Consider the following 24,287-nt stretch of genomic DNA (forward strand, 5'->3'; position numbering starts at 1 on the left):
CCACATGACTTTCTATGCTTTAAGAATCTCGTTAAATGCTTCCTCTACCGCACTTGAAAATTCAACACCATAGTTTTCATTTCCTTCGATATTGAAAATTAGCATCTCAAGTTCTTCTCGAAACATATCTAACACTAATTCATCCTCACCATATTGCAAAGTTGGATCTTTTGTTGCTTTTAATGTAGTAACTAAAAGCGGCCATACATCTTGTCCAAACTTAACATAATGATATCCTGTTTCATCTTCTAGTAAATAAACAAATGCTAACGAATCTGAATCCGTTATCATTTGACCGCCTGCTTTTATTTGTGGATTTATTGGATTGTCATCTAAAATAAATCTGATATCATTTTCTAATTGCACACCACTGTGCACATTATAAGTAATAGGCAAAGTATATCTTCCTCTCTATCCATTCTTCCCCTATTTTATCATATTGAATGTCGTTGCAAAGCGTCTATAATAGAAATAATAAGAAAGGTTGTGAATTCATGCATACTGAAAAAGAAATCGAATTTAAAAACTTATTGACTAAAGATGAATTCGAACAAATGCTCGCTCACTTTCAAGTAGACTCAGATGATTTCTATACACAAACTAATTACTATTTTGATACCTCAAGTAATTATTTTAAAGAAAAGAAAATGGGCTTTCGCTTGCGAGTGATGGACAATAAAAATGAACTCACATTAAAAGTTCCTGAGAAAGAGCATATTATGAACGAAACAACATATCTACTAACGGATAGTGAAAAAGAAGAGATTTTGCAGAACCTCCATTTTCCAGATATTCCAATTATAAATCAAATAAAGAATGAAGGAACTCTCACTTGCATAGGAAGTATGCAAACTAATCGGGCTAATAAAACCTTTGAAAATGGAATGCTCTTTTTTGATCATTCACTTTATAGTCAAACAGAAGATTTTGAAGTAGAATATGAGTGTGATAATGTCGAAAATGGAAAAAAAGTATTTGTAAATTTATTGGAATCGCTTCAGATACCCATAAGAAGTGCCGATAAAAAGATTGCACGACTAATAAACTATAATCATACCTTGAAAGGTTGACACCTTGTGGATATACAATCATTAAAAACATTATTAGAAATTAATGCTATGCAAACCCTAGGATCAGTACAAAGTTCTCAAAACTCTAGTAATTCTTCCTTGTTTTCAGACCTACTTGGAGAAGTACTTCAAGATAGCGGAAGTACTGCGAATTCCAAAACTGCTAACTCTCTTTTTTATAATGGGAATGCTCCAGTATTTATTCCATCAAGTATTTCTATTCAAAATGACAGTCTAGCAACAACTTTATCGTCTTTCACATCACAAGGCGTTGCTTCTTCTAATTATGATAAAATTATTCAACAAGCTGCTTCAAAATACAATTTACCTGAAAAGCTTATTTCATCCGTCATTAAACAAGAATCGAATTTTAACGCCAATGCTGTAAGTACGGCAGGTGCTTCTGGATTAATGCAATTAATGCCTGGTACTGCAAAATATTTAGGAGTAACTAACATTTTGGATCCTTTAGACAACATAATGGGCGGCGCAAAATATTTACGTCAGATGCTTAACCAATTTGATGGGAATATTGAAACTGCTCTTGCTGCATATAATGCCGGACCGGGAGCTGTTAAGAAATATGATGGTATTCCACCATATAAAGAGACGCAAAACTACGTAAAAAAAGTGATGAATTACTTCCAAGCTTAATTCGTCACTTTACTGACCCCTACATGATGCATAATGAAACGACCTCATTTAGTGGTCGTTTTTTTATGGCTCTAACTTTAGAGACAGTCTAATTGTTTGAGATATTTGATGCAGATTGATAGAATATAAATAGAGCTAAGCAAAGGAGTCAGAAAGATGACAGAAAAACCAATTCTTCCTTTTGATGAAATCGGAGCAGAAAAATTATCAGAGTTAGTCGATGCATTCTATAGTAATGTAGCAAAACATCCTAAGCTGAAGCCAATCTTCCCAAATGATTTAACAGAAACTGCAAGAAAACAGAAACAATTTTTAACTCAATATTTAGGTGGCCCTAATTTATATACTGAAGAACACGGACATCCTATGATGAAGATGCGCCATAATCCGTTTCCAATCACACCCGAACGTGCAGAAGCCTGGCTTGCTTGTATGAGTGATGCAATGGATAAAGTGGGTCTAGAAGGAAAGTTCCGTGATAATTTTTTTAGAAGACTTGTACTTACTGCCAACCACATGGTCAATCAAATGAGTCATGAGGAGGAAAAAATGTGACAAGAATACAAATTCCGGCTGAAACGATTGCACATTCTTTAATAAACAAGCCAATTGAAATGTATATTTTTCTTGATCCTCTTTGTTCAGCTTGTTGGGATTTGCAACCAATCATTCGGAAATTGCAAGTGGAATATGGACAGTATTTTACAGTTCGCACAGTACTAAGTACTCAAATTAGTAAATTGAACACTGTTTGCAAAAAACCAAAGGAACAGATACTAAAAACAGAATATGATGTATCTGAAATAGAGCACCCTGTTTTCCCTACAATTGCAGTTAAAGCTGCAGAGTTTCAAGGAAAAAAAGCAGCAATACGTTATTTTAATAAACTACAAGAACATCTCTTTCTAAAAACTAGAAACGTAACCTCCTTCTCTGTGCTACAAGATTTAGCAAATGAGGTTAAAATTGATGTGAAGGAATTTACAAATGATTTTCAGTCAAAAGAATGTGCTCGTTCTTTTCAAAATGATTTATCGATAACAAGTGAAATGGAAGTAACTTCTTTTCCAAGTATCGTTTTCTTCAACGAAAATATAGAAGACGAAGGCATTAAAGTGTCCGGCATTTATCCTTATGAAATTTATGTACAAATATTATCGGAAATGCTTTATGAAGAACCTAAGAAACAACAACCGCCGACCCTAGAAAAGTTATTTGACTGGTTCCACTCATTATCAACTAGTGAAATAGCTTGCTATTATAATATATCTGAACAACAAGCCGAGCGTGAAATGAAAAAACGTCTATTATTACAAGAGGTGGAAAGAGTTTTCATAGAGGGCAACGTTTTGTGGCAATTAAAATAAATAAAAGCAGTCTAACATTTCAGTGTTATAAAACTAGAATGTTAGACTGCTTTTTAAATTGGTCTAGCAAAAAGAGTGCAGTGAAATTGTCTGAACCAATTCACTACACCTCAACATTTTAATTAGATTCTTTAAATAATAAGTTATACTTTATATTTACATAAAAATAATGGAAAAAGAAAAAGCCCATTCCTCCAATTGAGGAAAAGGCCTTATCTTTTTACAAAGGGGATGGGAGAAATGTTCACGTTCAAACAAAGGGGTGTATGTTATCTTGTGATTTATTTCACACTCTTACTTTAACATGTCATTTTTAAAAATACAATATATTAGATACTCTTTTCACAAAATCGTCATACATAGGACGTCTAACCTTTATTAATTACTTAAACAATACCTTTATCCGCATTGGTTATCACAACCAGCACCTGCCAAATATACGGATGTGCGCTTGCTGCACAGTACGCATCCGCCCCGCAGGATAAGTCGCTCCTTCGTCCAATCCCTCATTACTTTACGAGACTCCATTCTGCTCACTCCAGTGGCGTGTTGGGCGTACATCCTGATAACTTCTGAAAGATGACCATCAGATAACAATCGATTAAATAGATACAATTCAATGAAAGTAGTATGCCAAATTCAGTTTTTCAGTAATATTTATTAACATTCTTGCTGAGCCATCTGATTGTATACGTGGACCGACCGATTATTGAGACAAACCATCCGATTATCTAACCGAACCTACCGATTATTGAAACAAACCAACCGATTATTGAGACAAACCGTCCGATTCGACCGGATAAGCATTTTTTCTGACCGGATAGAAAAAATTGTGTCCGGATAAGCGTAAATATGACCGGATAAAAAACTTTGTACCCGGATAAATTACTTTCTGTCTGTTCAACATCTTTTCTACATTAAAAATGGACTAATTATAAAAAAGACTGACATAAAAAATGTCAGTCTTTCGATCTTATTCTCCTAAAAGCAGTTGCTCTAGTTCATTTAGTTTTTCTTCGAATACACGACATGCTTCCTCAATTGGAGCGGCAGTATTCATATCTACCCCAGCCTTTTTCAACACTTCAATTGGATAATCTGAGCATCCAGCTTTTAAAAATTCATTAATATAACGATCAACTGCTGGCTTGCCCTCTGTCAGTATTTGATTGCTAAGCGCAGTAGCAGCACTTAATCCTGTTGCATATTGATACACATAGTAATTGTAGTAGAAATGTGGAATGCGTGCCCATTCTAGTCCAATTTGCTCATCAATAATAATTTCATCACCAAAATACTTTTTGTTTAAATTGTAATATTCCTCTGTCAGCTTATCTGCAGTAAGGGCTTCTCCGTCTTGATCTAGTTTGTGAATGATATGCTCAAATTCAGCAAACATTGTTTGACGGAAAACTGTCCCACGGAAACCTTCTAACCAATGATTTAATAAATATATACGTTTTTTAGGATCTTCAATTGTTTTCAACAAGTAATCATTTAACAATGCTTCATTACTTGTAGATGCAACCTCTGCAACGAATATAGAATAATCTCCATAAACATATGGTTGATTTGCTCGAGTATAATAACTGTGTATACTATGTCCAAACTCATGAGCTAACGTGAATAAATTATTCACGTTATTTTGCCAGTTCATTAATATAAATGGATTTGTTCCATACGAACCCGAAGAATATGCTCCTGACCGTTTTCCCTTCGTTTCTACAACGTCCACCCAACGATTTTCCAATCCTTTTTTCACTAGGGATACATACTCTTCCCCTAGTGGTTCAAAGCTCTTTAGCATTGTATTGCATGCTTCTTCATACGTATACTCCATATCTACCTCTTTAACAAGTGGTGTATATAAATCCCACATATGAAGTTCATCTACACCTAACACTTTCTTCCGTAATCCTACATATTTATGAAGTAAATGCACATTTTTATTGATCGTACCTACTAGATTATCGTATACACTTTCCGGAATATGATTTTGGGACATTGCAGCTTCACGAGCAGACGCATAATTTCTAATCTTTGCGTTTACATTGTCCCCTTTCACATTACCACTTAAAGTGGAGGCAAACGTATTACGAAACTTACCATAGGTGTCATACATCGCTTTGAATGCATCCTCGCGTACTCTTCCATCTTCACTTTCTAATAAGCGAGTATATCTGCCGTGTGTAAGTTGTATTTCATTACCATCTTCATCTTTTATAAATGGAAATTCTAAATCAGCATTATTTAATTTACCAAATGTATCGGCAGATGCACCAGCTATTTCGGAATATTGAGCAAGGAGTGCTTCTTGTTCTTGTGAAAGAACATGAGGGCGTTCCTTATTAATTTCTTCTAACAACTGGTTGTATAATTTCAAGTCATTATTCTGTGATAAATAACTCGAAATGATTGTTTCATCTATAGATAATATTTCAGGAACTAAGAAAGACAATTCAGTGGAAACCTTTACAAAAAGGGATTTGATACGGCTCTCCATTGCTTGATAAGTGCTATTTGCTGTATCTTGATCATGACGCATATGTGCATACGTATATAGTTTGCGTAAACGTTCCGTTAGTTCATCTCTATATTTTAAAACAGCTAATAGTGCGTCTGCTCCATTATTAATGGTTCCTTTGTATGAAGCTGCTTTTTTAGATAGCTCTGAAACTTCCTTGAACTCCTTTTCCCATACATCATTAGAAGCAAAAATATCTTCTAATTTCCATGTTAAATGCTCATCAACTTCTTCTCGTGATAAGATTTTGTTTTTTGTTTCTGCAGTCATGATGAACTCCCCTTCCATTTGCTTCGAATTTCGAATCACTTTTTATTTTCTCAATTTTCTAGTTAATATGCAAGAAAATCACTGTACAATAGTTTAACCATTTTAGGAAAATTGATATGACCATCATAACCATCTTCCCCAATTTTAAGCATACTTTCATTTAAAATATTTATATAAGCTTTTACCGCTAGTAGCTTTTGTTCATCTCCCGCTAGTCCAATTGGTCGGATTCGAATAAATTCCTTAGCATGCGAAACGTTGGCAGAGTCAATTGGTACATTTATTTCTTTTAAATAATCAAGAAGTTGAATTTGCCATTCCACTGCATGGACACCAAATACTTCTGCATAGGTAGTTGGAATTCCAATAAACAACGGGAGTTTTAATGGAGATATTCTCCATCTATAACATACTTGTAAAAAGGCAGATTGGATTCCTCTTCTATTATAGTAATACAAGTGATTAATATGCTTGACCCTATGGTTTTGATATAGATAAAGATATTTTTGAAATTCTTCCATTGATATGCGCTTTAAAACCGCAAATGGCCATGTTTGATCGTTTATAGATAATTTTTTCGTTTTGATAATATAAGTATTTGCTTTAATATGAAGCATATTTGAAATATATTGAAATTGTTTTGTACGGGGACAGTAGGTGATAATGGTTTTTCCATCAGTAGGATATCTAATAAAGAAGTGTTTTTTAAATGCGGATAACTTCATGATACCAATGTCATTAATAGGGAGCTCAGTCATAGGGGGAGTTCTTAGTATCCATAATGGTGTTATGGATTGTTTCTTATAGCCTTTTGACCGATCAATTAAAAGAGAGGTAGGTATTTGACTACATTGAAATTCAATAGCGATGGACTGCTTTTTGTCTTTGATTAAAATATCAGGTCTCTGTTTAATTGAAGGTATATATCCCTCTAAATAAGCTTGTACTTTTTTCTGTTGAAAAAATGAAAACAATTGAAGTTTACCGTTTAGATGGTCTTCGGTTTCTCCTTCAGAAAATGAGCTGACACAATCCGACCTACTTCTGTGAGCAAAATGCGGGATATTAATTTGTCCATTTTTTAATATGACTTCTTCTCTGCATTGTAGACAATAAAAAGTTGTATGCTTCTTACATTCCGATAGATGTTCTTTTGTATAGTGCGCTGGCATAAAAATTTTTCCATGTTTTGTAATTGCGGTAAGAAATTTAAACACCTCCTCACTCAAAGTTACGAATATTCAGATAAAAAGTCAAGTCCATACAATATTTTGTATTGTACAGACTTTAGTAGAAAAATAGTTCTCAAATAAAAAAAAACCTTCTATTACAGAAGGTTTAAAAATGTTTGTTTAGTTCTTGAAATGCATCGTTTGCTATTATTTCTTTCCCGTATTCTTGAATTATATGAATTGTTTTATTTGTTTTATTAGCAAATTCTGATATAACACTTAGCGTATCCAGGATAGATACCAGTTCATTCATATCAAAGTTAAAGTGTACATTCAAGTAATATTTATCTTCGTAATAATATAACGATGACTGGGTTATTTTTTTATCCATTTTTTTAGCCAGAGGGAGCAAGTCATCAAAATTTTCAAATACAAACGTATAATCTGATGGTAATTCTTCTAAATCATCCATATAGCTTGGGAAGTCTTCAAACTCATGGGGACCTATAGAACTTGATACACCGTTTTTGAAAATTTTTCCTGATTGATCTTCCAATTCAAAACTTGATTCTGATCGGTCATTTCCTTTAGTCATTTCCGTTCGAGTAACAATTACTTCCAAACCTTTTTCCATCGCATGAACTTGAATCCATAATGGACCATCTAAATCGTCAAAATGATCATCATCATGAACCTCATCCATCATCTCCCAAAAAAGCTGCTCGCTCTTATCTTTGTTAAACCATATTTCATCTCGGCTGAAGCCTCTTTCTTCAATGTCGATGTATGAAATGTATACTTTGAAAGTGTTATCATTGATACGCTCGATATCCATTTAACACATCTCCTTTCGCTTCTGACCGTTTCTTGCTGCAATGTCTACTACTATTGTATGTTGTTTAATAAAAAAAGAAAAGGATTCATGCTCACCTTTTCATAATAATAAGTAGACTATCTGCATTGTAAGAAAATTTAGGTAACAATGCAAGTACTAAAATAAAAACGCAAGACAATTTTCAGGCAAATGCCTAAATTGTCTAGCGTCTGTTCATTTTATAATTAGAATTAAGTTGCTAAGATAAATATAAATTATCTTAAAATAATACACATTGCTATTAGTTTACAAGTCGTTGAGCTTCAAGCAATTGATACGCTCGAACTTTTCTCGGCAAAAATCGACGAATTTCGTCTTCGTTGTATCCAACTTGTAATCGTTTTTCATCTAAAATGATTGGACGGCGTAATAATCCAGGATACTCTTGAATTAACTCATATAGACGTTGAAGTGGTAAGCTTTCCACATCAACATTTAATTTTTGGAATATTTTAGAACGAGTTGAGATAATTTCATCAGTCCCATCCTCTGTCATTCGTAAAATCTCTTTTATTTCACTTATGCTAAGTGGTTCAGAAAAAATGTTACGCTCTGTATAAGGAATATCATGCTCTTCTAACCATGCTTTTGCTTTTCTACAAGAAGTACAACTTGGTGAAGTAAATAATGTAACCATCAATAAAAACACTTCCTTTCAATTAGTGATTGTGTTATATGAAGTAGATTATAATTAGTTTAATGTAAGAACTTTACTTTTAAAGTATACACCAATTTTATATTAATTAAAATATGTTTATAAAAATTNTATTTAAACCTACTTAAAAATATTTTTTGATATTATTCTCAATTAGAAAAGTCAAATTGAAAATGCCTGTTATACTTAATAGTACGTTTTTGATGAAAAAAGGTTTCAAAAAATAAAAAAAACACAAGATTTTCATCTTGTGTTTCTTCATAAATGCTTCAATTTGGTGTGTAATCCACCCCTGGAGAATACTTATTGCCAGCATTCCAAAGTAAAAATTCTTTAATACCTGCTTCATTTAACGCTTTAATTTGTGCTTCTACTTCTTCCTTACCATACGTTTGATAATTGCCAGCACCTAAATATGAAGCAGTAAAATCCTGTAGCCAAGGTCGTGATATTGGTGGATTTTTCAGTTCTCCCAATTTAGCATTCTCTACCTTAGCATATTCCTGAACTAATCGATAAGGTTCGAGATCTGGTTTAGCAATCCCAAAATAAGATGTCCAATGACTTGGGTATATCATAGATGAAATGACATCTACGTTTGCCGATATTTTAGAAAAGTTTTGTCCAATGCCTGGTGCTTCAGGAAGTGTTGCAGAATAACCAAAAATATCTACAGATACTTGTGCTCCGTATGGTTCCAATTTTTCCTTAGCATAGGCAACAAAATCTGTAACAGCTTGTACTCGTCTTTGAACAGGATCAAGCTCTGAAGTTTCATAGTCCCCCATGTTGTATTTGAGCGTGCTATCTCTTTTTTCAAATCCTTCGGGGAAACGTACGTAGTCGAATTGAATTTCTTTAAAACCCATTTTAGCAGCTTCAATTGCAATTTGGACGTTATGATCCCATACTTCTTGTAAAAATGGATTAACGAATGCTTCACCTCTTCCATTTTTCCACACAGAATCTCCTTCCACAAACGACCATTCTGGTTTCATTTCAGCAAGCTCTGTATCTTTAAAAACTACTACTCGAGCAATCGGATAAATTTGTTTCTCTTCCATTGTTTTCAACATTGCTTGAGGGTCCTTTATGTATGGTTTACCAATTTCATATTTTGCTAAAGATGAATCCTCCTTTGGTATGTATGTTAAATTTCCAAAGTCATCTTTTATATCTATTACCATAGCGTTTAGTTCAGTGGAGTCCATTAGTTTTACTAAATCGTTAAATCTAGAACCACCTGCGGAATGACCAGTCACATATACCCCTCTTACTGCATCTGGATATGCAAATTTAAGCCCTGAATCATATATGAATAACTTGGAAGTGGAAACGAGAGACTCGTCAATTGCTTGAAAGCTATATTCTTTAGATGAAAAGCTTTCCGAGAACAAATTGCCTTCGGCTGACACAGAAGTAGGAATAATAAGTGTAGTTGCAATGCCAAATGTTGTTAACAATCTTAAAGAATTCTTCATATGTTATAGACTTCCTTTCTGCTTTATTTATTCATTCTATCAGTAGTACTTATAGATTGAAAGAATATATATAATAAAAAACGGCCATTCCAATTAGAATGACCGTTTAAACAAACTATAAACGTGCGCTTGCAGCTGCCTTTAATGCCACATATTCTTTTTCTGAGCAATAAACAAAATGCCCAGGTGTAATTTCACGCATAGCTACTTCTTCTCCGTCTTGATAGTTATGAGAAGAAGGATCATATGATTTACGAACACGAGTGCGTTCATAATCAGGATCCGGAAGCGGAATAGCGGATAATAAAGATTGAGTATATGGATGTAGAGGATTGTTATATAAATCCTCCGCAGGAGCTAGCTCGACCAGTTTACCAAAATACATTACACCAATTCTGTCTGAAATGTATTTAACCATCGATAAGTCATGGGCTATAAACAAATACGTCAATCCTTTTTCTTTTTGCAATTCCTTTAATAAGTTAACAACCTGCGCTTGAATAGAAACATCAAGAGCTGAGATAGGCTCATCAGCAATAATAAACTCAGGATTAACTGCAAGTGCTCTTGCAATTCCTAAACGTTGACGTTGACCTCCGGAAAACTCATGTGCATAGCGGTCAGCATGTTCACGATTTAAACCTACTGTCTCTAATAATTCCACAACGCGTTCTTTACGTTCTTTTGGATTTTTCACTAGACCATGAATATCTAAACCTTCTGCGATAATATCCAATACTTTCATACGTGGATTTAATGAAGCATAAGGGTCTTGGAAAATCATTTGCATTTTGCGATTAAATATTTTTAAATCTTGTTTAGATTTTTTATCGTGAACATTTACACCATCATAAATTACTTCGCCATCTGTTGCATCGTAAAGACGAATGATAGTACGACCTGTTGTAGATTTTCCACAACCCGATTCTCCAACAAGACCTAGTGTTTCACCTTTATAAATATCAAAGCTTATATCATCTACCGCTCGAACTTCGTTTGGCTTACCTGGATTGAAATATTGCTTTAAATTTTTAATTTCTAGTAATTTTTCAGCCATTAGTAAGTACCTCCTTCAGTTCCATTATAATAGCGGCTTCCCGGGAATTTTTTCATTCGCTCCACAATTGATACAGGTGGTTCTACTTGAGGCGCGTCTGGGTGTAATAACCAAGTTGCTGCATAATGTGTATCACTTACTTTAAAGAATGGTGGCGCTTCTTCTAAATCGATTTTCAATGCATAGTCACTACGTAATGCAAAGGCATCTCCTTTTGGTGGATACAATAAATCCGGAGGAGTTCCTGGTATTGCATACAGTTTTTCTTCCGTCACATCTAGAGAAGGCATCGAACTTAATAGTCCCCATGTATATGGATGTTGTGGATTATAGAAAAGTTCATCAACCGTCCCAATCTCTACGATTCGCCCACCGTACATAACTGCCACCCTATCTGCTACGTTCGCTACAACACCTAAATCATGTGTAATGAATATAATTGATGTGTCAATTTTCTTCTGAAGATCTTTCATTAACTCTAAAATCTGCGCTTGAATAGTAACGTCCAGTGCAGTAGTAGGCTCATCTGCAATAAGTATTTGTGGATTACAAGCCAAAGCTATTGCAATAACAATACGTTGACGTTGCCCTCCAGAAAATTGATGAGGATACTGTTTAATACGTGCTTCTGGTTTCGGCATTCCTACTAAACGTAATAAGTCTACCGCTATTTTACGAGCCTCGGTCTTACTAACTTTTTGATGTTTCAAAATAGGCTCCATAATTTGTTTGCCTATTGTCATAGTAGGATTCAAAGAAGTCATAGGATCTTGGAAGATCATTGAGATATCTTTCCCGCGAATCTTCTGCATTTCTTTATCCGTTAATTTAGTTAAGTCTTTCCCGTTAAAAAGAATTTGACCATTTTTAAATTCTGAACTATGTTCAGGTAATAAGCGCATAATTGCTTTTGTTGTAACTGACTTTCCAGAACCAGACTCTCCAACAATTGCAAGAGTTTCCCCTTTTAATAAGTCGAAATTAACGCCTCGAATAGCTTTAACTTCTCCTGCAAAAGTATGGAAGGAAAGCTCCAAGTCTTTTACTTCTAATATTTTTTCCATCTCGGCTTTCCTCCTTTTAGTCTTTCATCTTCGGATCAAACGCATCACGTAAACCATCACCCAATAAGTTAAAAGCAACCATCAGTAAGCTTAAAATTAACGCAGGGTACAATAAAATATGTGGTTGGAATTTAATTAACTTGTAACCGTCATTTATAAGTGTCCCCAAAGATGCTTCAGGAGGTTGTAAACCTAAACCAATAAAGCTTAAAAAGGCTTCAAAGAAAATGGCAGTTGGAATAGTAAACATCGTATTAATAATAATAACACCCATAATATTAGGTAATATATGCTTGGTAATGATTCTACCGTTGCTTGCACCTAGAGTACGGGATGCAAGGACAAATTCCTGGTTTTTGAATTTTAAAACTTGACCACGCACGATACGAGACATTCCGGTCCATCCTGTTAAAGTAATAGCGATAATGATCGCTGTTACACCAGGTTCCATGAACAGAAGCATTAAAATGATAATTACTAAACTTGGAATACCAATAAGGATTTCCACAATGCGTTGCATAACATCATCTATACGACCACCATAATATCCGGAGATACCACCGTAAGCAACACCAATTACAACATCAATCAAAGCGGCAACGAATGCTATGAATAACGAAATTTGTGTCCCTTCCCATACACGAGAAAAAGAATCGCGCCCAAGACCATCTGTACCAAACCAATAGTACGTATCTACTTTTTTCATTTCATATAAATCTACTTCTTTACCTGCTAGAGTACCAACACCGTCAAATATCCCTAGTTTTTCAAGCCCTGGAACTTTAGGTGGTAAGTTCGCATGTGTAATTGTTTGAGTTTCGGCATCATGTGGACTAATCATTGGCCCAACAAAAGACATGATAATGATAAATACCAAAATAAAAATACTAACAATCGCAGCTTTATTTTTGCGTAATCTCAACCAAGCATCTTGCCAAAAACTAACACTAGGTTTAGAAATTCGCTCAGCATGGGTACTATCAAGATGAACCCTTTCAAAAGCATCAGCAGGTAGGTTTTTTAAATCTTGAGTCATTATTTATTACCTCCTGATAAACGAATTCGTGGATCAATAATTCCATATAGAATATCTACTATGAATATTACGACAATTAAGAACGCAGAGAAGAACAATGTTGTTCCCATTATTATAGAGAAGTCATTGGACATAATAGACTTAACAAATTGCTCACCAATACCTGGAATCGCAAATATTTGTTCAATAACAAGAGAACCGGTAAGTAGTCCTGCTGCTAATGGTCCTAATACTGTTACTAGTGGAATTAATGCATTTCTAAAAGCATGCTTAAAAGCAATTTCAAAACCACTAGCACCTTTAGATTTAGCTAAAGTTATATAATCCGAACTTAATACTTCAATCATTTCAGTTCGGATGAAACGAGAAGCTGTTGCAAGTGGTCCCATAGCTAGAGCTATTGAAGGAAGTACACTCGACATCCAACCATCTTTCCATAAAGCCACAGGGAATATTTCCCATTTAACACCTAACCAATATTGAAGAAAAGTCGCAAAAACGAAAGATGGAATAGAGATCCCGATAATAGCTATTAATGTACTACCGTAATCCCAAATTGTATTTTGTCGTAGTGCAGCAATCATACCTAACATTATTCCAATAGCAACACCTAATATTAAACCTTGTGAACCAAGAATAAAAGATGGTCCTAAACGATTTGTTATTAAGTCAGTGACACTTGCATTTTTAAATTGGAAAGAGTTACCTAAATCACCTTTAGCTAAGTTTAGCATGTATTTACCGTACTGCACTGCTACTGGTTGATCTAATCCATATTTCGCTTCTACTATCGCAAGTTGTGAAGGGGATAGTTTTGAAGCAGAGCTAATCGGGGAACCTGGAAGCGCCTTCATTAAGAAAAACGTTGCCGTTGCAATCAAGAAAAACGTAATCAAGGCATAAACCACTCGTCGAAAAACATATTTGGCCATCTTAGCACCTCCTAAATAAAATATTTTTTAATAGATTTGATTAATCTATNTTTGATTAATCTATTAATATATAAACAGATAAGACTAGTAATTGTCAAAGTCGAAAAAAAAAATAAAATATTTGGTTAATTCTGACTCATTTAAAAAGAGAGTATATGATCCAAAAGGACACCATATACTCTCTAATTATGAGATTTTTAAAACTCTAATATTCTTAGATGATTATTAGTTTTTACCTTCAATGTAAGCCCATTTGTAGCTATAGTCTCCACCGAATGGGTGAGCAATTATACCTTTAACATATGGTTTTTGAAGGAACATTAATCCACGTTGGTAAATTGGTCCAATACCGAAATCTTTTTCAATTAGAAGTTTTTCAGCATCAGCCAATGCTTGCCAACGAGCAGCTGCATCTAAAGCTAATTCGTTGTTAGCAGAGTTTACTAATTTATCATATTCTGGGTTAGAGTATGACATTTTGTTATTTCCGCCACCAGTTAACCACAAGTTCATGAATGTATAAGGATCTTGATAATCTGGTCCCCATCCTGCAACTTGAATCTCGTAATCTTGGTTTGTATCAAGATCTAAACGAACGTTAAAAGGAACTTCTTTAAGAGTAACAGTTAAACCTGGTAAATTAGTTTCAAGTTGAGACTTGAAGTACTCATCCATTTTTTTAGAAAGTTCAGTGTCTCCACCAAGAATTTCGATAGAAAGTTCTTTAACACCTAGTTCTGCTAAACCTTTTTCCCATGCTGCTTGAGCTTCTTCTACATTAAATGTAGCCATGTCACCGTTTACATCACGGAAATCATTACCATCTTCATCAAAAGTAAAGTCTTTAGGTACTAAATAGTTAGCTGGAACTGAACCGTTAGCTAAAACAACAGAAGCTAAATCTTCTTTGTTGAAAGCTTTTGTAATTGCTTCACGAATATTTACGTTAGCAAGTGGAGTTTTTTCTCCATTACGTTCTTGATTGTATTTGAAATAGAACACAGAAGTTTCTGATTCTTTTAATAGTTCTGGGTCAGCAGCGTATTGCATTGCATATTCTCCAGAAAGACCTGCACGATCTTTTTCACCATTTGTATAAAGGTTAACTGCAGTAGCAGGTTCTTTAACTACGTCATAATTGATTTCAGTAAGTTTTACAGTATCTTTATCCCAGTATTGCTCATTTTTAAGTAATTGCCAAGATAAACCTGTTCCGTCCCAGTTAGCAAGTGTAAATGGACCGTTGTATAAAAGTGATTCTGAGTTTTTCGCATAGTTTTCACCTTGCGATGTAACGAACTCTTCTTTTTGTGGTAAGAATGTTCCAAATGACATAAGTGATAAGAAATAAGGAGTTGGTTTTTCAAGAGTTACTTCTAACGTTTTTTCGTCAAGAGCTTTAACACCTAATTCAGTGTACTCAACCGTTCCTTCAGAAATTTCAGTAGCGTTTTTAATAACTCCACCCATCATGTATGGACCATATTCAGATGCAGTATCTGGGTTCATAGCACGTTTCCATGCAAATTCGAAGTCATTTGCAGTAACTGGAGAGCCGTCAGACCAATTAGCATCACGTAATTTGAACGTATAAACTAAGCCGTCTTCAGAAACTGTTGGTTCACCATCAGCGATGGCAGGTACAGCAACGTTTTCTTGATTCAAACGATATAAACCTTCATTTACATTGTTTAGAAGATCAAATCCAACTGCATCAGTTACTAAAGCTGAATCCATTGTTGGAATTTCTGCTGTCATGATTAAGTTAAGTACTTGTTCTTCATCTACAGCTACTTCTTCTGTTGTTGCTGGATCTTCTTCTTTTTCTGTAGTTTTAGTAGTACCTTCTTCTTTGTCGCCACAAGCAGCAAGGAAAATACTAAGAACTAACAGAAGGCTAAAAAGCCATAAAAACTTGCTATTCTTCAAAAGAATAACCTCCTTTAAATAGTCAGAAAAAATTCATTACATTAATTATTATACATTTTCAGAAAGACTTGTACAGGTTTTTCGGAAAATTTTTTACATTATTGTAACAAAATCATTACATTGTCCTAACAATTGTGAATCTTTGGTAAAAGATTTGCGAGTTTTTTACAACTATTTCTCTAAAATTTTGATTAATTCTATTAAATCTTCTATAATCAAATCTTGTAGAGGTGAAATATGAAGACAAAAATTGTTTACTTTTTAGGATTACAACTCCTAATTTTCATTCTTATTATCATAGTATATGGAAAATTAAACCTAGTTTCATATGCCAATATGTCTTTCTATGTTGGAGGAACCATAACGTTTTTTGGATTTCTGACATATGTTGTATCAGGAGGTTTTTTTGACTTCTTTACAGAAAGCACAAGGAAAGTATTCACTCCTAAACATTTTAAAAAGCATGCCAGTGAAATGCGGTTACCATCAGAAATTTTCTCCTTTCCACACAAGCCTATTATCGCTTTAGGATTGTCTAGCTTATTCTGTATGTGTATAGCTCTGTTCGTTTATTATAGTTAAGTTTTCAGCTTGATTTTTGAGTTTCTTCTATACTATAATGTTCAAAACACTATAATATGCTTTGACGAAGAAAAGTATATTTGACTTGTATGTTTAGAGAGTCTGCGGTTGGTGCAAGCAGAACATACATCAAATGGAATGGGCTTCTGAGCAGTATATGTGAACTTGAAGTAGCATATACCGTCCCCTTCACGTTACGAAGAAGAGTGGCTAATTTACTTTTAGCAAACTGGGTGGTACCACGGATTATACATCATTCGTCCCTTTTTTTAGGGATGTATGATGTTTTTTTATTTTAAGGAGGAAGATGAAAATGAAAAAGTTATTTTCAGGTGTGCAGCCAACAGGAACCATTACTCTAGGTAATTACATTGGTGCGTTCAGACAATTTATTGCACTCCAAGATGATTATGATTGTGTATTTTGTATCGTCGATCAACATGCAATCACTGTTGCCCAAGATCCACAAGAATTAAGCAAACATATCCGTTCACTTGCGGCATTGTATCTTGCCGTAGGGATCGATCCAGAAAAATCAACATTATTCATACAATCAGAAGTTCCTGCACATGCACAAGCAGGTTGGATTATGCAATGCATTTCCTATATTGGTGAATTAGAAAGAATGACACAGTTTAAAGATAAATCCGATGGAAAAGATGCTGTATCAGCTGCGTTATTAACATACCCACCATTAATGGCTGCAGATATTCTTTTGTATCAATCAAATATTGTCCCAGTTGGAGATGACCAAAAACAACATGTCGAATTAACTCGTGATTTGGCAGAACGTTTTAACAAACGTTATGGTGAAATTCTAACTATCCCTGAAATACAATTACCGAAAAGTGGAGCTCGTATTAAGTCACTTCAAGACCCATTAAAGAAAATGAGTAAATCTGATTCAAATCAAAAAGCAACCATTCGTATTCTTGATACACCAAAAGAAATTGAAAAGAAAATTAAAAGTTCTGTGACTGATTCTGAAGGAATTGTTGCATTTGACCCGGAAAACAAACCTGGCGTTTCAAACCTATTATCAATTGAATCCGCATTAACTGATGTTTCAATTGAATCGCTTGTACAAAAATATAATGGTAAAGGATATGGAGACTTTAAAGCATCAGTTGCTCAAGTCATCATCGACCATTTTGCTCCAATTCAAGCCCGCTACGAAGAGTTATTAAACTCTTCAGAACTAGATGATATCTTAGACCGTGGAGCCGATAAAGCAAATAAGCTTGCAAGAGAAACACTTTCTAAGATGGAATCCGCAATGGGCCTTGGTAGAAAACGATAACCGTTAAGGAAATAAGCGAAAAGCAAAAAATGATAAAGTCATTTGTTTGGAAAATATACATGATGACAGAACTGAAAGAGTATCCTAGAGATAAAAAGTTTAGATAAAGTACTAAATTGGAACAGGTGATTATTGCTATTCCATAACTGATTAAAAAAAGTAAAAGTCTAATTTTTATCACTCCTTCTTAAACCATATGAAAAACCGTTCCTAAACTTTCGTATAGGAACGGTTTTTTATATTTTCGTATGCAGCCTTCTACGCTTTTCAAGAATTATTTTGTAGATTTAACACCTGTATCTGATACAAGTTCGATCAGTTGTAATTCAGTTGGGGTAGCATAGTCAATACTGTAGTTTTTCACACGTTTATTAACTGGCACTAACTCATAACGATACATAGTTGGAATAACTGGTGCTTGCTCTGCCATATATTCTTGCCATGCACGGAATTCTTTTGCACGGTATTCAGGATCGAATGCCTCTGGTGAGTCGATATTAGTCAATGTTTGCTCTAAGAAATCTGAAGAGTAACGGCTAAAGTTATATTGAGCAGTTTTTGAGTATAAACCTGCTGGAGATGGGTTTGTACCTGTACCCCATGCAGCCATGAAAATGTCGATTTCAGGATCATCTGCTTCAACTTTATCATAGAAGCTGTTAAATTCGATTGTACGACCTGTAGTCAATGTTACGTTTAAGCCAACATCTTTCCAGTTTTGTAAATAGAATTGAGTGATATCTTCTGCAATATCATCGCCAGCCATTGTAGCAAATTTAATTTCTAATGGTTTACCTGCTTTATCTTCACGGATACCATCGCCATTTGTATCTTTATATCCAGCTTCATCTAGTAATGCATTAGCTTTGTCTGGATCATATTTATATCCTTCTAAAGTAGCGTCATAGAAAGATTCAAATACAGGTGGAATTAAAGAGTTAGCACGTTCACGTAAACCACCATAGAATACTTCTGCAACTTGTTCAACATCGATTGCGTAACCCATTGCTTGACGTAATTTCACGTCTCCCATTTTAGAACCTTCAATATCAGTTACTACTGTGCTATTTTCAAAATCGTATTTACCAAGTTTGAATCCAAGGTAAGAATAGTAAAGCTCTTGACGTCCTAGTACATCGATATTATCAAAGTCTTTGATTTCTTCCATTTTAGAAGCACTGAAGCTTGAAGCAATATCGTATTCACCTTGTTGAATTGCTACAGAAATAGAACTTGTTGGTACTACTTTAACAAGTACGCCATCTAATTTTGGTTTACCTTTCCAGTAGTTTTCGTTAGCAACAAATTGTACTGATTCACCAGGTACGATTTTATCAAATTTGAATGCACCTAGAGTTACTGGATTTTTACGAACTGCATCTGATTCTACTAATTCTGCTACAGGAATGTCTTTGATGATGTGACTTGGCTCAGCATAAAACCATAGGCCATCTCCACCACTAAAGATTGCAGGTGATAATTTATTAAATGAAATTTCTAAAGTAGTTTCATCTACTTTCTTAAGACCAGAAATTGTGTCTGCTTTACCATCATGGTACTCAACAGCACCAACAATGTTTTGGAAATCTGCGTCATAACGAACACCAGTATAATCTTTATGACCAATAATTAAGTAAGGTTGAATTAAGTCTTCAATTTTAAGAGGTTCTCCATCAGACCATTTAACACCTTCTTGAATTTTAAGTGTTACTTTGTTGTTATCTTGGTCAACTGTCATTTTAGCGATACCTTTATCATTAATTAAGAAATCACCATCAGTTTCAAAAAGTACGTTACTTGAATATGCTAAAATATCTGCATCATAAGCATCTTCGTATAATACATATGAAAAAATTCCTTGGAAAGGCTCATCTTTTGCCATAGCCACTTTAAGTGTACCGCCGCTAATTGCGTCACCATCATTTTTTACTTCTAGTGGAAATTTTGCTGAATCATCAGCTGCTGGCTCTTCCCCTTCTTCTGTATCTTCTTCTTTACCATCTTCAGTTTTTGAAGTGTCTTCTGTTTTTGTACCTTCAGAGCCTTCTTTTGTATCCTGATTACATGCACCAAGGACTAGCATAAAAGCTAAAAGAACTGCAAGTAAAGCCCAAAGCTTTTTATTCATTCTGTTTCCTCCTTTTTATTCTCTTTAATTTATATATCAAACGTTAAACGTCTAATACCACTACATACTTTGGTTGGGTTTAGCCTAGTCGTTGCTTCGCATCAGCTGAGCGGCGTAATGCTTGACCTACATAGTTGATTCCAAGCATCATTAACAAGATAAATAATGATGCAGGTAACCAAACCCACCATTTTTCTTGCAATACAAGCGGATTATTTGCATAGCTTACAAGTGTTCCTAAGCTTGGTGTTTGTGGCGGTAATCCAAATCCAAGAAATGATAATCCTGTTTCTATACCAACATTACCAGCAAAATTTAAAGTTAATTCAACAATTAATATAGAACTTAGGTTTGGCATGATTTCTTTAAAAATGATAAAGACTCCTCGCGTACCCATTGTTTTTGATGCGTTTACATAATCTCGCCTACTCTCCGAAAGAGCTTTACTTCGAACTAGCCGAGCTGTAGATGTCCACAAAAATATACTCATGATCAGAATGAACACGGTCACTGTGTATTTAGGGACAATCGTAACAAAAACGATAATCAGCATTAAGGAAGGAATAGTAATAAAGAAATCAATGATACGCATAAAAATGTTATCAATCCAGCCACCGAAATAACCACATACCAGACCAATAATTACTCCAATAACACCTGTGATCAGTGTAATCGAGATAGCAATCGCAATACTATTTCTAGCTCCAATAACTAACTGTCCCAGAATATCTTTGCCGCCCTGGTCAGCTCCTAAAAAGAATTTGTCTCCTGGTGCAGCATATTTATCTCTTAGGCTTACACGCATTAAAGTTTCTTGGTCAATAAGCCAAGCCCATATAAAAACTCCGATAATTACAACGATGAGTGATATCAGTGAAAACATTGCTAATTTATCTTTTTTAAACTCTCTAAAAATCACTTGTATACCTGTTGGAGGAGAGTTTAATTCTATTAATTTGTCATCTGCTAATTTTTCCATATTATTCACCTCTCCTTAACATAATTCGCCTATTCTATCCTAATTCTTGGGTCAACAATACTCATGATAATATCGGACAGTAGACTACCTAATAATGTTAAGAAGCCGTATAACATAACAAGCGCAGTAATTACACTGTAATCACGTGATTGAATAGATGAAATAAACAACTGTCCCATGCCTGGATAACCGAAGATTGTTTCAATAAAAATCGAACCACCCAATAATCCGGTAATTGTGAATCCGAAGAAAGCTGCAATAGGAAGTAAAGAATTTCTAAAAATATGTCTAGAATACACTTTACTTATCGGAATTCCCTTACTTCTTGCAGTACGCACATAATCCAAGGCCTTAGCGTCAATAATTTCAGAACGTAAATATTGAATAACACTAGTTGTACCTAGTATCGCTGTCGTAATAGCAGGTAAGAGCATGTGATAAAGCTTACTCCAAAAGTATCCAAAGGTCCCTGTATCATATTTAATATCTACACTACCTACTGTTGGAAACCAGTGAAGCTGATAGCCAAAAATAAATAAAAAGATTAACGCTAGAACGAATGTCGGAATCGCATAAGTAACAAAACTATACAATACGACCGTTTTGTCTAAAAAGGTATCTTGGTAACGGCCAGCTAAAACCCCTAACGGAATAGCTAGTAAATATAACAAAATGACACTTACTAAAGATAACCAAAATGTATTTAATGCCCGTTCTCCTATTAAAGTAGAAACTCCAATTTTATACGTGTAGCTTTTTCCAAAATCTCCTTGTACAGCGTTGGTAATCCACGTAGTATACTGTACGTACCATGGATCATTTAAACCAGCTTTTTCGCGAAGTTCCTCAATCCGAGCTGGATCTGTATCTGGTGTAATCATTCCTGTAAAGGGATCACCAGGCATAAATTTTGCCATAAAAAATATTAATAAACTTAAGACTAGTAACTGTGGAATCATGATTAATACTCGTCTTACGATTGTTTTCCACATATTAAATGCCCCCCTTTTCATGAGCATTCATCGCTACTTGATGTGTTTCGTTTAATTGTTTTAAATCATATACTTTCCCATTTTCATCGTAATAACTTCTATGGTTTACAACGTAATCTGATTCAACTTTAATTCTTTCTCTTTTTCGTATATCTCGCCCTATCGGATTTACATCTGGTATTGCAGATAATAAACGCTTTGTATAAATATGTTGAGGATTATTATAAATATCATTTCGATTTCCAGACTCAACAAAACGTCCTTTATACATAATTGATATATGGTCGCACATATGTTTCACTACACCTAAGTCATGTGATATAAACAAATAGCTAAGTCCAAATTCCTGTTGGATATCTTTCATAAAGTTAAGAACTTGAGCCTGCACGGAAAGATCAAGGGCGGAAACTGGTTCATCTGCTATGATCAATTTAGGATTACATGAGATCGCTCGCGCTATACCGATTCTTTGCTTTTGTCCTCCCGAAAACTCATGTGGATATTTTAATTTCACATCTTCACTCATACCAACTATCGCTAGAAGTTCGTTGATTTTACGTTTTTCTTCATCTGGAGATAATTTCAAAAAATTTCGAATTGGTTCCGCAATAATGTCTTGAACTCGTTTCCTAGGATTTAAACTAGAGTGTGCATCTTGAAATATCATTTGAATATCTCGATTATAGGAAGAATTTAGACTTCGACGCTTATGCGTCACGTTCTCTCCCTCATATATAATCTCACCGGAGGTAATTTTTTCTAATCCAATAATCGCTTTACCAGTAGTTGATTTACCACAACCAGATTCACCAACTAATCCATAGGCTTTTCCTTTTTCAAATTCCAAGTTGATCCCATCTACTGCATAGACATTGTCTATTACTGTATTAAAAAATCCACCTCTAATAGGATAATGGACTTGTAAATCATTGATTTTCATAAAGCTCATCTTGCTATACCTCCCTCTTCACCTTCAAAGTGAAAGTGTTTCCAGCAAGTACATCTAACTAAATGACCTGGAGAAATTTCATGAAGTGTTGGATTTTCTTCATGAGCTATCGCTGGAATCCATGGGATTCGTGCAGAAAACCTACATCCATTACGTGGAAGTTTCATTAGAGATGGCACCATTCCTTGAATAACTTGTAGCCTTTCATTTTCACTGTTCATTTGCGGTATTGAGTTGAATAATGATCTTGTGTACGGATGTTGTGGATTTGAGAATAATTCATGCACAGGTGCTTCTTCAATAATTTGACCTGCATACATAACCGCAACGCGATCGGCTACTTCTGCTACAACACCTAAATCATGAGTAATTAAAATAATTCCTGATTCTGTTTCTGCTTGTAAATCCTTTAAGAGATCCAGTATTTGTGCTTGAATCGTAACATCTAATGCAGTTGTCGGTTCATCGGCAATTATTACTTTTGGTTTACATGAAATGGCAATTGCAATAATAACCCTTTGTCTCATTCCACCAGAAAGCTGATGAGGAAATTGTCTAGCAACACGCTCAGGGTTAGGAATCCCAACTTGGTTAAGTAATTCAATTACTCGTTTATCCCGAACCTCTTTTGTCATTTTTGTATGAAATATTAAACTTTCTTCAATTTGTTCTCCAATTCGCATAAGAGGATTTAATGCTGATAATGGATCTTGGAAGATCATCCCTATCTCTTCGCCTCTTACTTTATTAAATTGTTCTTCATCAAGGGTCGCTAGGTTCACTCCGTTGTAATTAATCTCACCTTGTACTCTAGTTTTTATGTGGTCATGAAGCCCTATAATCGATGTTGCTAATGTACTTTTCCCACATCCGGATTCTCCAACAATTGCAAGAATCTCATTTTTCTTTAATGTAATCGATACGCCATCAACTGCATCATAATATGTATCTTTGATTCTAAAACCAGTGTGTAAGTCATTAATCTTTAAAAGTTCACCAGTCATAATTATCATTAAGCTCCTTTCGATGTAGGCAACCTTCTGCTTTTAGCTCCTGATTTATTCTATGGAATTTTTCGTTAACTAATGAAATGGATTTTTTAACTATATACACAACCCTAAATTTCAATTTTTCTGTTAATTCAACTCTTAAGTGTAAATTCTATTACAGGTTTGTTACAATCGCAATACATTTTTTTAATTATTTCATCAATTTACTCTTTTTTGAAAATGTAAAATTATCTACTAATTCAATCTTATCAACAGTTTTTAT

At 34.6% G+C, this 24,287-nt stretch carries 22 protein-coding genes and 1 other annotated feature; of the genes, 6 read left to right on the plus strand and 16 right to left on the minus strand.

All coding sequences use genetic code 11. The features are described 5' to 3' along the window. Positions 1–12: 12 nt before the first annotated feature. Positions 13–396: a hypothetical protein gene (locus AN959_RS00970; protein WP_053590228.1), complete on the minus strand. Its 384-nt coding sequence runs from the start codon at positions 394–396 to the stop codon at positions 13–15. Positions 397–494: 98 nt separating this feature from the next. Between AN959_RS00970 and AN959_RS00975 the strand changes: the two genes are divergently transcribed. The 4 genes from AN959_RS00975 (at position 495) to AN959_RS00990 (ending at position 3,091) form a co-directional block, all read left to right on the plus strand. Continuing rightward, positions 495–1,070, plus strand: coding sequence for a CYTH domain-containing protein (locus AN959_RS00975; RefSeq protein ID WP_056827543.1), 576 nt, complete (start codon positions 495–497; stop codon positions 1,068–1,070). A 6-nt stretch (positions 1,071–1,076) separates the two neighbouring features. Beyond that, complete coding sequence (locus AN959_RS00980; RefSeq protein ID WP_056827545.1) at positions 1,077–1,724, plus strand: lytic transglycosylase domain-containing protein; 648 nt, start codon at positions 1,077–1,079, stop codon at positions 1,722–1,724. Between the two features lie 156 nt (positions 1,725–1,880). After that, the gene (locus AN959_RS00985; RefSeq protein ID WP_056827547.1) at positions 1,881–2,279 is read left to right on the plus strand and encodes a globin; all 399 of its coding nucleotides are present in this window, start codon (positions 1,881–1,883) and stop codon (positions 2,277–2,279) included. Beyond that, complete coding sequence (locus tag AN959_RS00990) at positions 2,276–3,091, plus strand: DsbA family protein (protein ID WP_056827549.1); 816 nt, start codon at positions 2,276–2,278, stop codon at positions 3,089–3,091. The genes AN959_RS00985 and AN959_RS00990 overlap by 4 nt, the downstream gene beginning before the upstream one ends. Before the next feature lie 973 nt (positions 3,092–4,064). On the opposite strand, the gene pepF is transcribed toward AN959_RS00990, so the two are convergent. From pepF to AN959_RS01040, 10 genes are all read right to left on the minus strand, one after another. Then, positions 4,065–5,885, minus strand: a complete 1,821-nt coding sequence (pepF, locus tag AN959_RS00995; protein WP_056827551.1) for an oligoendopeptidase F — start codon at positions 5,883–5,885, stop codon at positions 4,065–4,067. 62 nt (positions 5,886–5,947) lie between these two features. Beyond that, the gene (locus tag AN959_RS01000) at positions 5,948–7,102 is read right to left on the minus strand and encodes a competence protein CoiA (protein ID WP_056827553.1); all 1,155 of its coding nucleotides are present in this window, start codon (positions 7,100–7,102) and stop codon (positions 5,948–5,950) included. Positions 7,103–7,223: 121 nt separating this feature from the next. After that, a complete protein-coding gene (mecA, locus tag AN959_RS01005; protein WP_056827554.1) occupies positions 7,224–7,892 on the minus strand; it encodes an adaptor protein MecA in 669 nt (222 codons plus the stop codon). Positions 7,893–8,172: 280 nt separating this feature from the next. Next, a complete protein-coding gene (gene spxA / locus AN959_RS01010) occupies positions 8,173–8,568 on the minus strand; it encodes a transcriptional regulator SpxA (RefSeq protein ID WP_053590237.1) in 396 nt (131 codons plus the stop codon). Between the two features lie 287 nt (positions 8,569–8,855). After that, positions 8,856–10,067 carry a putative glycoside hydrolase gene (locus AN959_RS01015; RefSeq protein ID WP_056827555.1) on the minus strand — a complete coding sequence of 404 codons (1,212 nt, stop codon included), beginning with the start codon at positions 10,065–10,067 and terminating at the stop codon, positions 8,856–8,858. A 115-nt stretch (positions 10,068–10,182) separates the two neighbouring features. Beyond that, positions 10,183–11,124 (minus strand): ABC transporter ATP-binding protein, encoded by a 942-nt coding sequence (locus tag AN959_RS01020; protein ID WP_053590239.1) that lies wholly within the window; start codon positions 11,122–11,124, stop codon positions 10,183–10,185. Next, positions 11,124–12,188, minus strand: coding sequence for an ABC transporter ATP-binding protein (locus AN959_RS01025; RefSeq protein ID WP_056827556.1), 1,065 nt, complete (start codon positions 12,186–12,188; stop codon positions 11,124–11,126). The genes AN959_RS01020 and AN959_RS01025 overlap by 1 nt, the downstream gene beginning before the upstream one ends. Positions 12,189–12,204: 16 nt before the next feature. Then, the gene (opp3C, locus tag AN959_RS01030; protein WP_056827557.1) at positions 12,205–13,224 is read right to left on the minus strand and encodes an oligopeptide ABC transporter permease; all 1,020 of its coding nucleotides are present in this window, start codon (positions 13,222–13,224) and stop codon (positions 12,205–12,207) included. Further along, positions 13,224–14,156 carry an oligopeptide ABC transporter permease gene (gene opp3b, locus AN959_RS01035; RefSeq protein ID WP_053590242.1) on the minus strand — a complete coding sequence of 311 codons (933 nt, stop codon included), beginning with the start codon at positions 14,154–14,156 and terminating at the stop codon, positions 13,224–13,226. The genes opp3C and opp3b overlap by 1 nt, the downstream gene beginning before the upstream one ends. A 225-nt stretch (positions 14,157–14,381) precedes the next feature. Next, positions 14,382–16,085: a peptide ABC transporter substrate-binding protein gene (locus AN959_RS01040; RefSeq protein WP_056827558.1), complete on the minus strand. Its 1,704-nt coding sequence runs from the start codon at positions 16,083–16,085 to the stop codon at positions 14,382–14,384. Between the two features lie 336 nt (positions 16,086–16,421). Here AN959_RS01040 and AN959_RS01045 point away from each other — a divergent pair, with 336 nt between their 5' ends. Together AN959_RS01045 and trpS are read left to right on the plus strand one after the other, a co-directional pair. Beyond that, positions 16,422–16,667, plus strand: coding sequence for a DUF3899 domain-containing protein (locus AN959_RS01045; protein WP_231687572.1), 246 nt, complete (start codon positions 16,422–16,424; stop codon positions 16,665–16,667). Between the two features lie 52 nt (positions 16,668–16,719). Continuing rightward, positions 16,720–16,935, plus strand: a binding site (T-box leader). A gap of 45 nt (positions 16,936–16,980) precedes the next feature. Further along, entirely contained in the window at positions 16,981–17,967 is a 987-nt protein-coding gene (trpS, locus tag AN959_RS01050) for a tryptophan--tRNA ligase (RefSeq protein WP_056827559.1), read from the plus strand. Positions 17,968–18,241: 274 nt separating this feature from the next. Here trpS and AN959_RS01055 read toward each other — a convergent pair whose 3' ends face one another. From AN959_RS01055 to AN959_RS01075, 5 genes are all read right to left on the minus strand, one after another. Beyond that, positions 18,242–20,095: an oligopeptide ABC transporter substrate-binding protein gene (locus AN959_RS01055; RefSeq protein ID WP_056827560.1), complete on the minus strand. Its 1,854-nt coding sequence runs from the start codon at positions 20,093–20,095 to the stop codon at positions 18,242–18,244. A gap of 79 nt (positions 20,096–20,174) precedes the next feature. Then, positions 20,175–21,074 carry an ABC transporter permease gene (locus tag AN959_RS01060; protein WP_053590247.1) on the minus strand — a complete coding sequence of 300 codons (900 nt, stop codon included), beginning with the start codon at positions 21,072–21,074 and terminating at the stop codon, positions 20,175–20,177. Between the two features lie 29 nt (positions 21,075–21,103). Then, positions 21,104–22,066: an oligopeptide ABC transporter permease gene (opp4B, locus tag AN959_RS01065; protein WP_056827561.1), complete on the minus strand. Its 963-nt coding sequence runs from the start codon at positions 22,064–22,066 to the stop codon at positions 21,104–21,106. Position 22,067: 1 nt separating this feature from the next. After that, positions 22,068–23,015, minus strand: a complete 948-nt coding sequence (locus AN959_RS01070) for an ATP-binding cassette domain-containing protein (protein ID WP_056827562.1) — start codon at positions 23,013–23,015, stop codon at positions 22,068–22,070. Further along, positions 23,012–24,019 (minus strand): ABC transporter ATP-binding protein, encoded by a 1,008-nt coding sequence (locus AN959_RS01075; protein WP_216598623.1) that lies wholly within the window; start codon positions 24,017–24,019, stop codon positions 23,012–23,014. The genes AN959_RS01070 and AN959_RS01075 overlap by 4 nt, the downstream gene beginning before the upstream one ends. Positions 24,020–24,287: the final 268 nt, after the last annotated feature.

Origin of the sequence: Psychrobacillus sp. FJAT-21963, from assembly GCF_001420585.1 — a bacterium.
Classification (GTDB): Bacteria; Bacillota; Bacilli; order Bacillales_A; family Planococcaceae; genus Psychrobacillus.

Bases quoted from the DNA above. Each gene is read 5' to 3' on its own strand.
- AN959_RS00975 (WP_056827543.1), top strand. From the start codon at position 495: ATGCATACTGAAAAAGAAATCGAATTTAAAAACTTATTGACTAAAGAT.
- AN959_RS00985 (WP_056827547.1), top strand. From the start codon at position 1,881: ATGACAGAAAAACCAATTCTTCCTTTTGATGAAATCGGAGCAGAAAAA.
- pepF (WP_056827551.1), bottom strand. From the start codon at position 5,885: ATGACTGCAGAAACAAAAAACAAAATCTTATCACGAGAAGAAGTTGAT.
- mecA (WP_056827554.1), bottom strand. From the start codon at position 7,892: ATGGATATCGAGCGTATCAATGATAACACTTTCAAAGTATACATTTCA.
- spxA (WP_053590237.1), bottom strand. From the start codon at position 8,568: ATGGTTACATTATTTACTTCACCAAGTTGTACTTCTTGTAGAAAAGCA.
- AN959_RS01015 (WP_056827555.1), bottom strand. From the start codon at position 10,067: ATGAAGAATTCTTTAAGATTGTTAACAACATTTGGCATTGCAACTACA.
- AN959_RS01020 (WP_053590239.1), bottom strand. From the start codon at position 11,124: ATGGCTGAAAAATTACTAGAAATTAAAAATTTAAAGCAATATTTCAAT.
- AN959_RS01025 (WP_056827556.1), bottom strand. From the start codon at position 12,188: ATGGAAAAAATATTAGAAGTAAAAGACTTGGAGCTTTCCTTCCATACT.
- opp3C (WP_056827557.1), bottom strand. From the start codon at position 13,224: ATGACTCAAGATTTAAAAAACCTACCTGCTGATGCTTTTGAAAGGGTT.
- opp3b (WP_053590242.1), bottom strand. From the start codon at position 14,156: ATGGCCAAATATGTTTTTCGACGAGTGGTTTATGCCTTGATTACGTTT.
- AN959_RS01045 (WP_231687572.1), top strand. From the start codon at position 16,422: ATGTCTTTCTATGTTGGAGGAACCATAACGTTTTTTGGATTTCTGACA.
- trpS (WP_056827559.1), top strand. From the start codon at position 16,981: ATGAAAAAGTTATTTTCAGGTGTGCAGCCAACAGGAACCATTACTCTA.
- AN959_RS01055 (WP_056827560.1), bottom strand. From the start codon at position 20,095: ATGAATAAAAAGCTTTGGGCTTTACTTGCAGTTCTTTTAGCTTTTATG.
- AN959_RS01060 (WP_053590247.1), bottom strand. From the start codon at position 21,074: ATGGAAAAATTAGCAGATGACAAATTAATAGAATTAAACTCTCCTCCA.
- opp4B (WP_056827561.1), bottom strand. From the start codon at position 22,066: ATGTGGAAAACAATCGTAAGACGAGTATTAATCATGATTCCACAGTTA.
- AN959_RS01070 (WP_056827562.1), bottom strand. From the start codon at position 23,015: ATGAGCTTTATGAAAATCAATGATTTACAAGTCCATTATCCTATTAGA.
- AN959_RS01075 (WP_216598623.1), bottom strand. From the start codon at position 24,019: ATGACTGGTGAACTTTTAAAGATTAATGACTTACACACTGGTTTTAGA.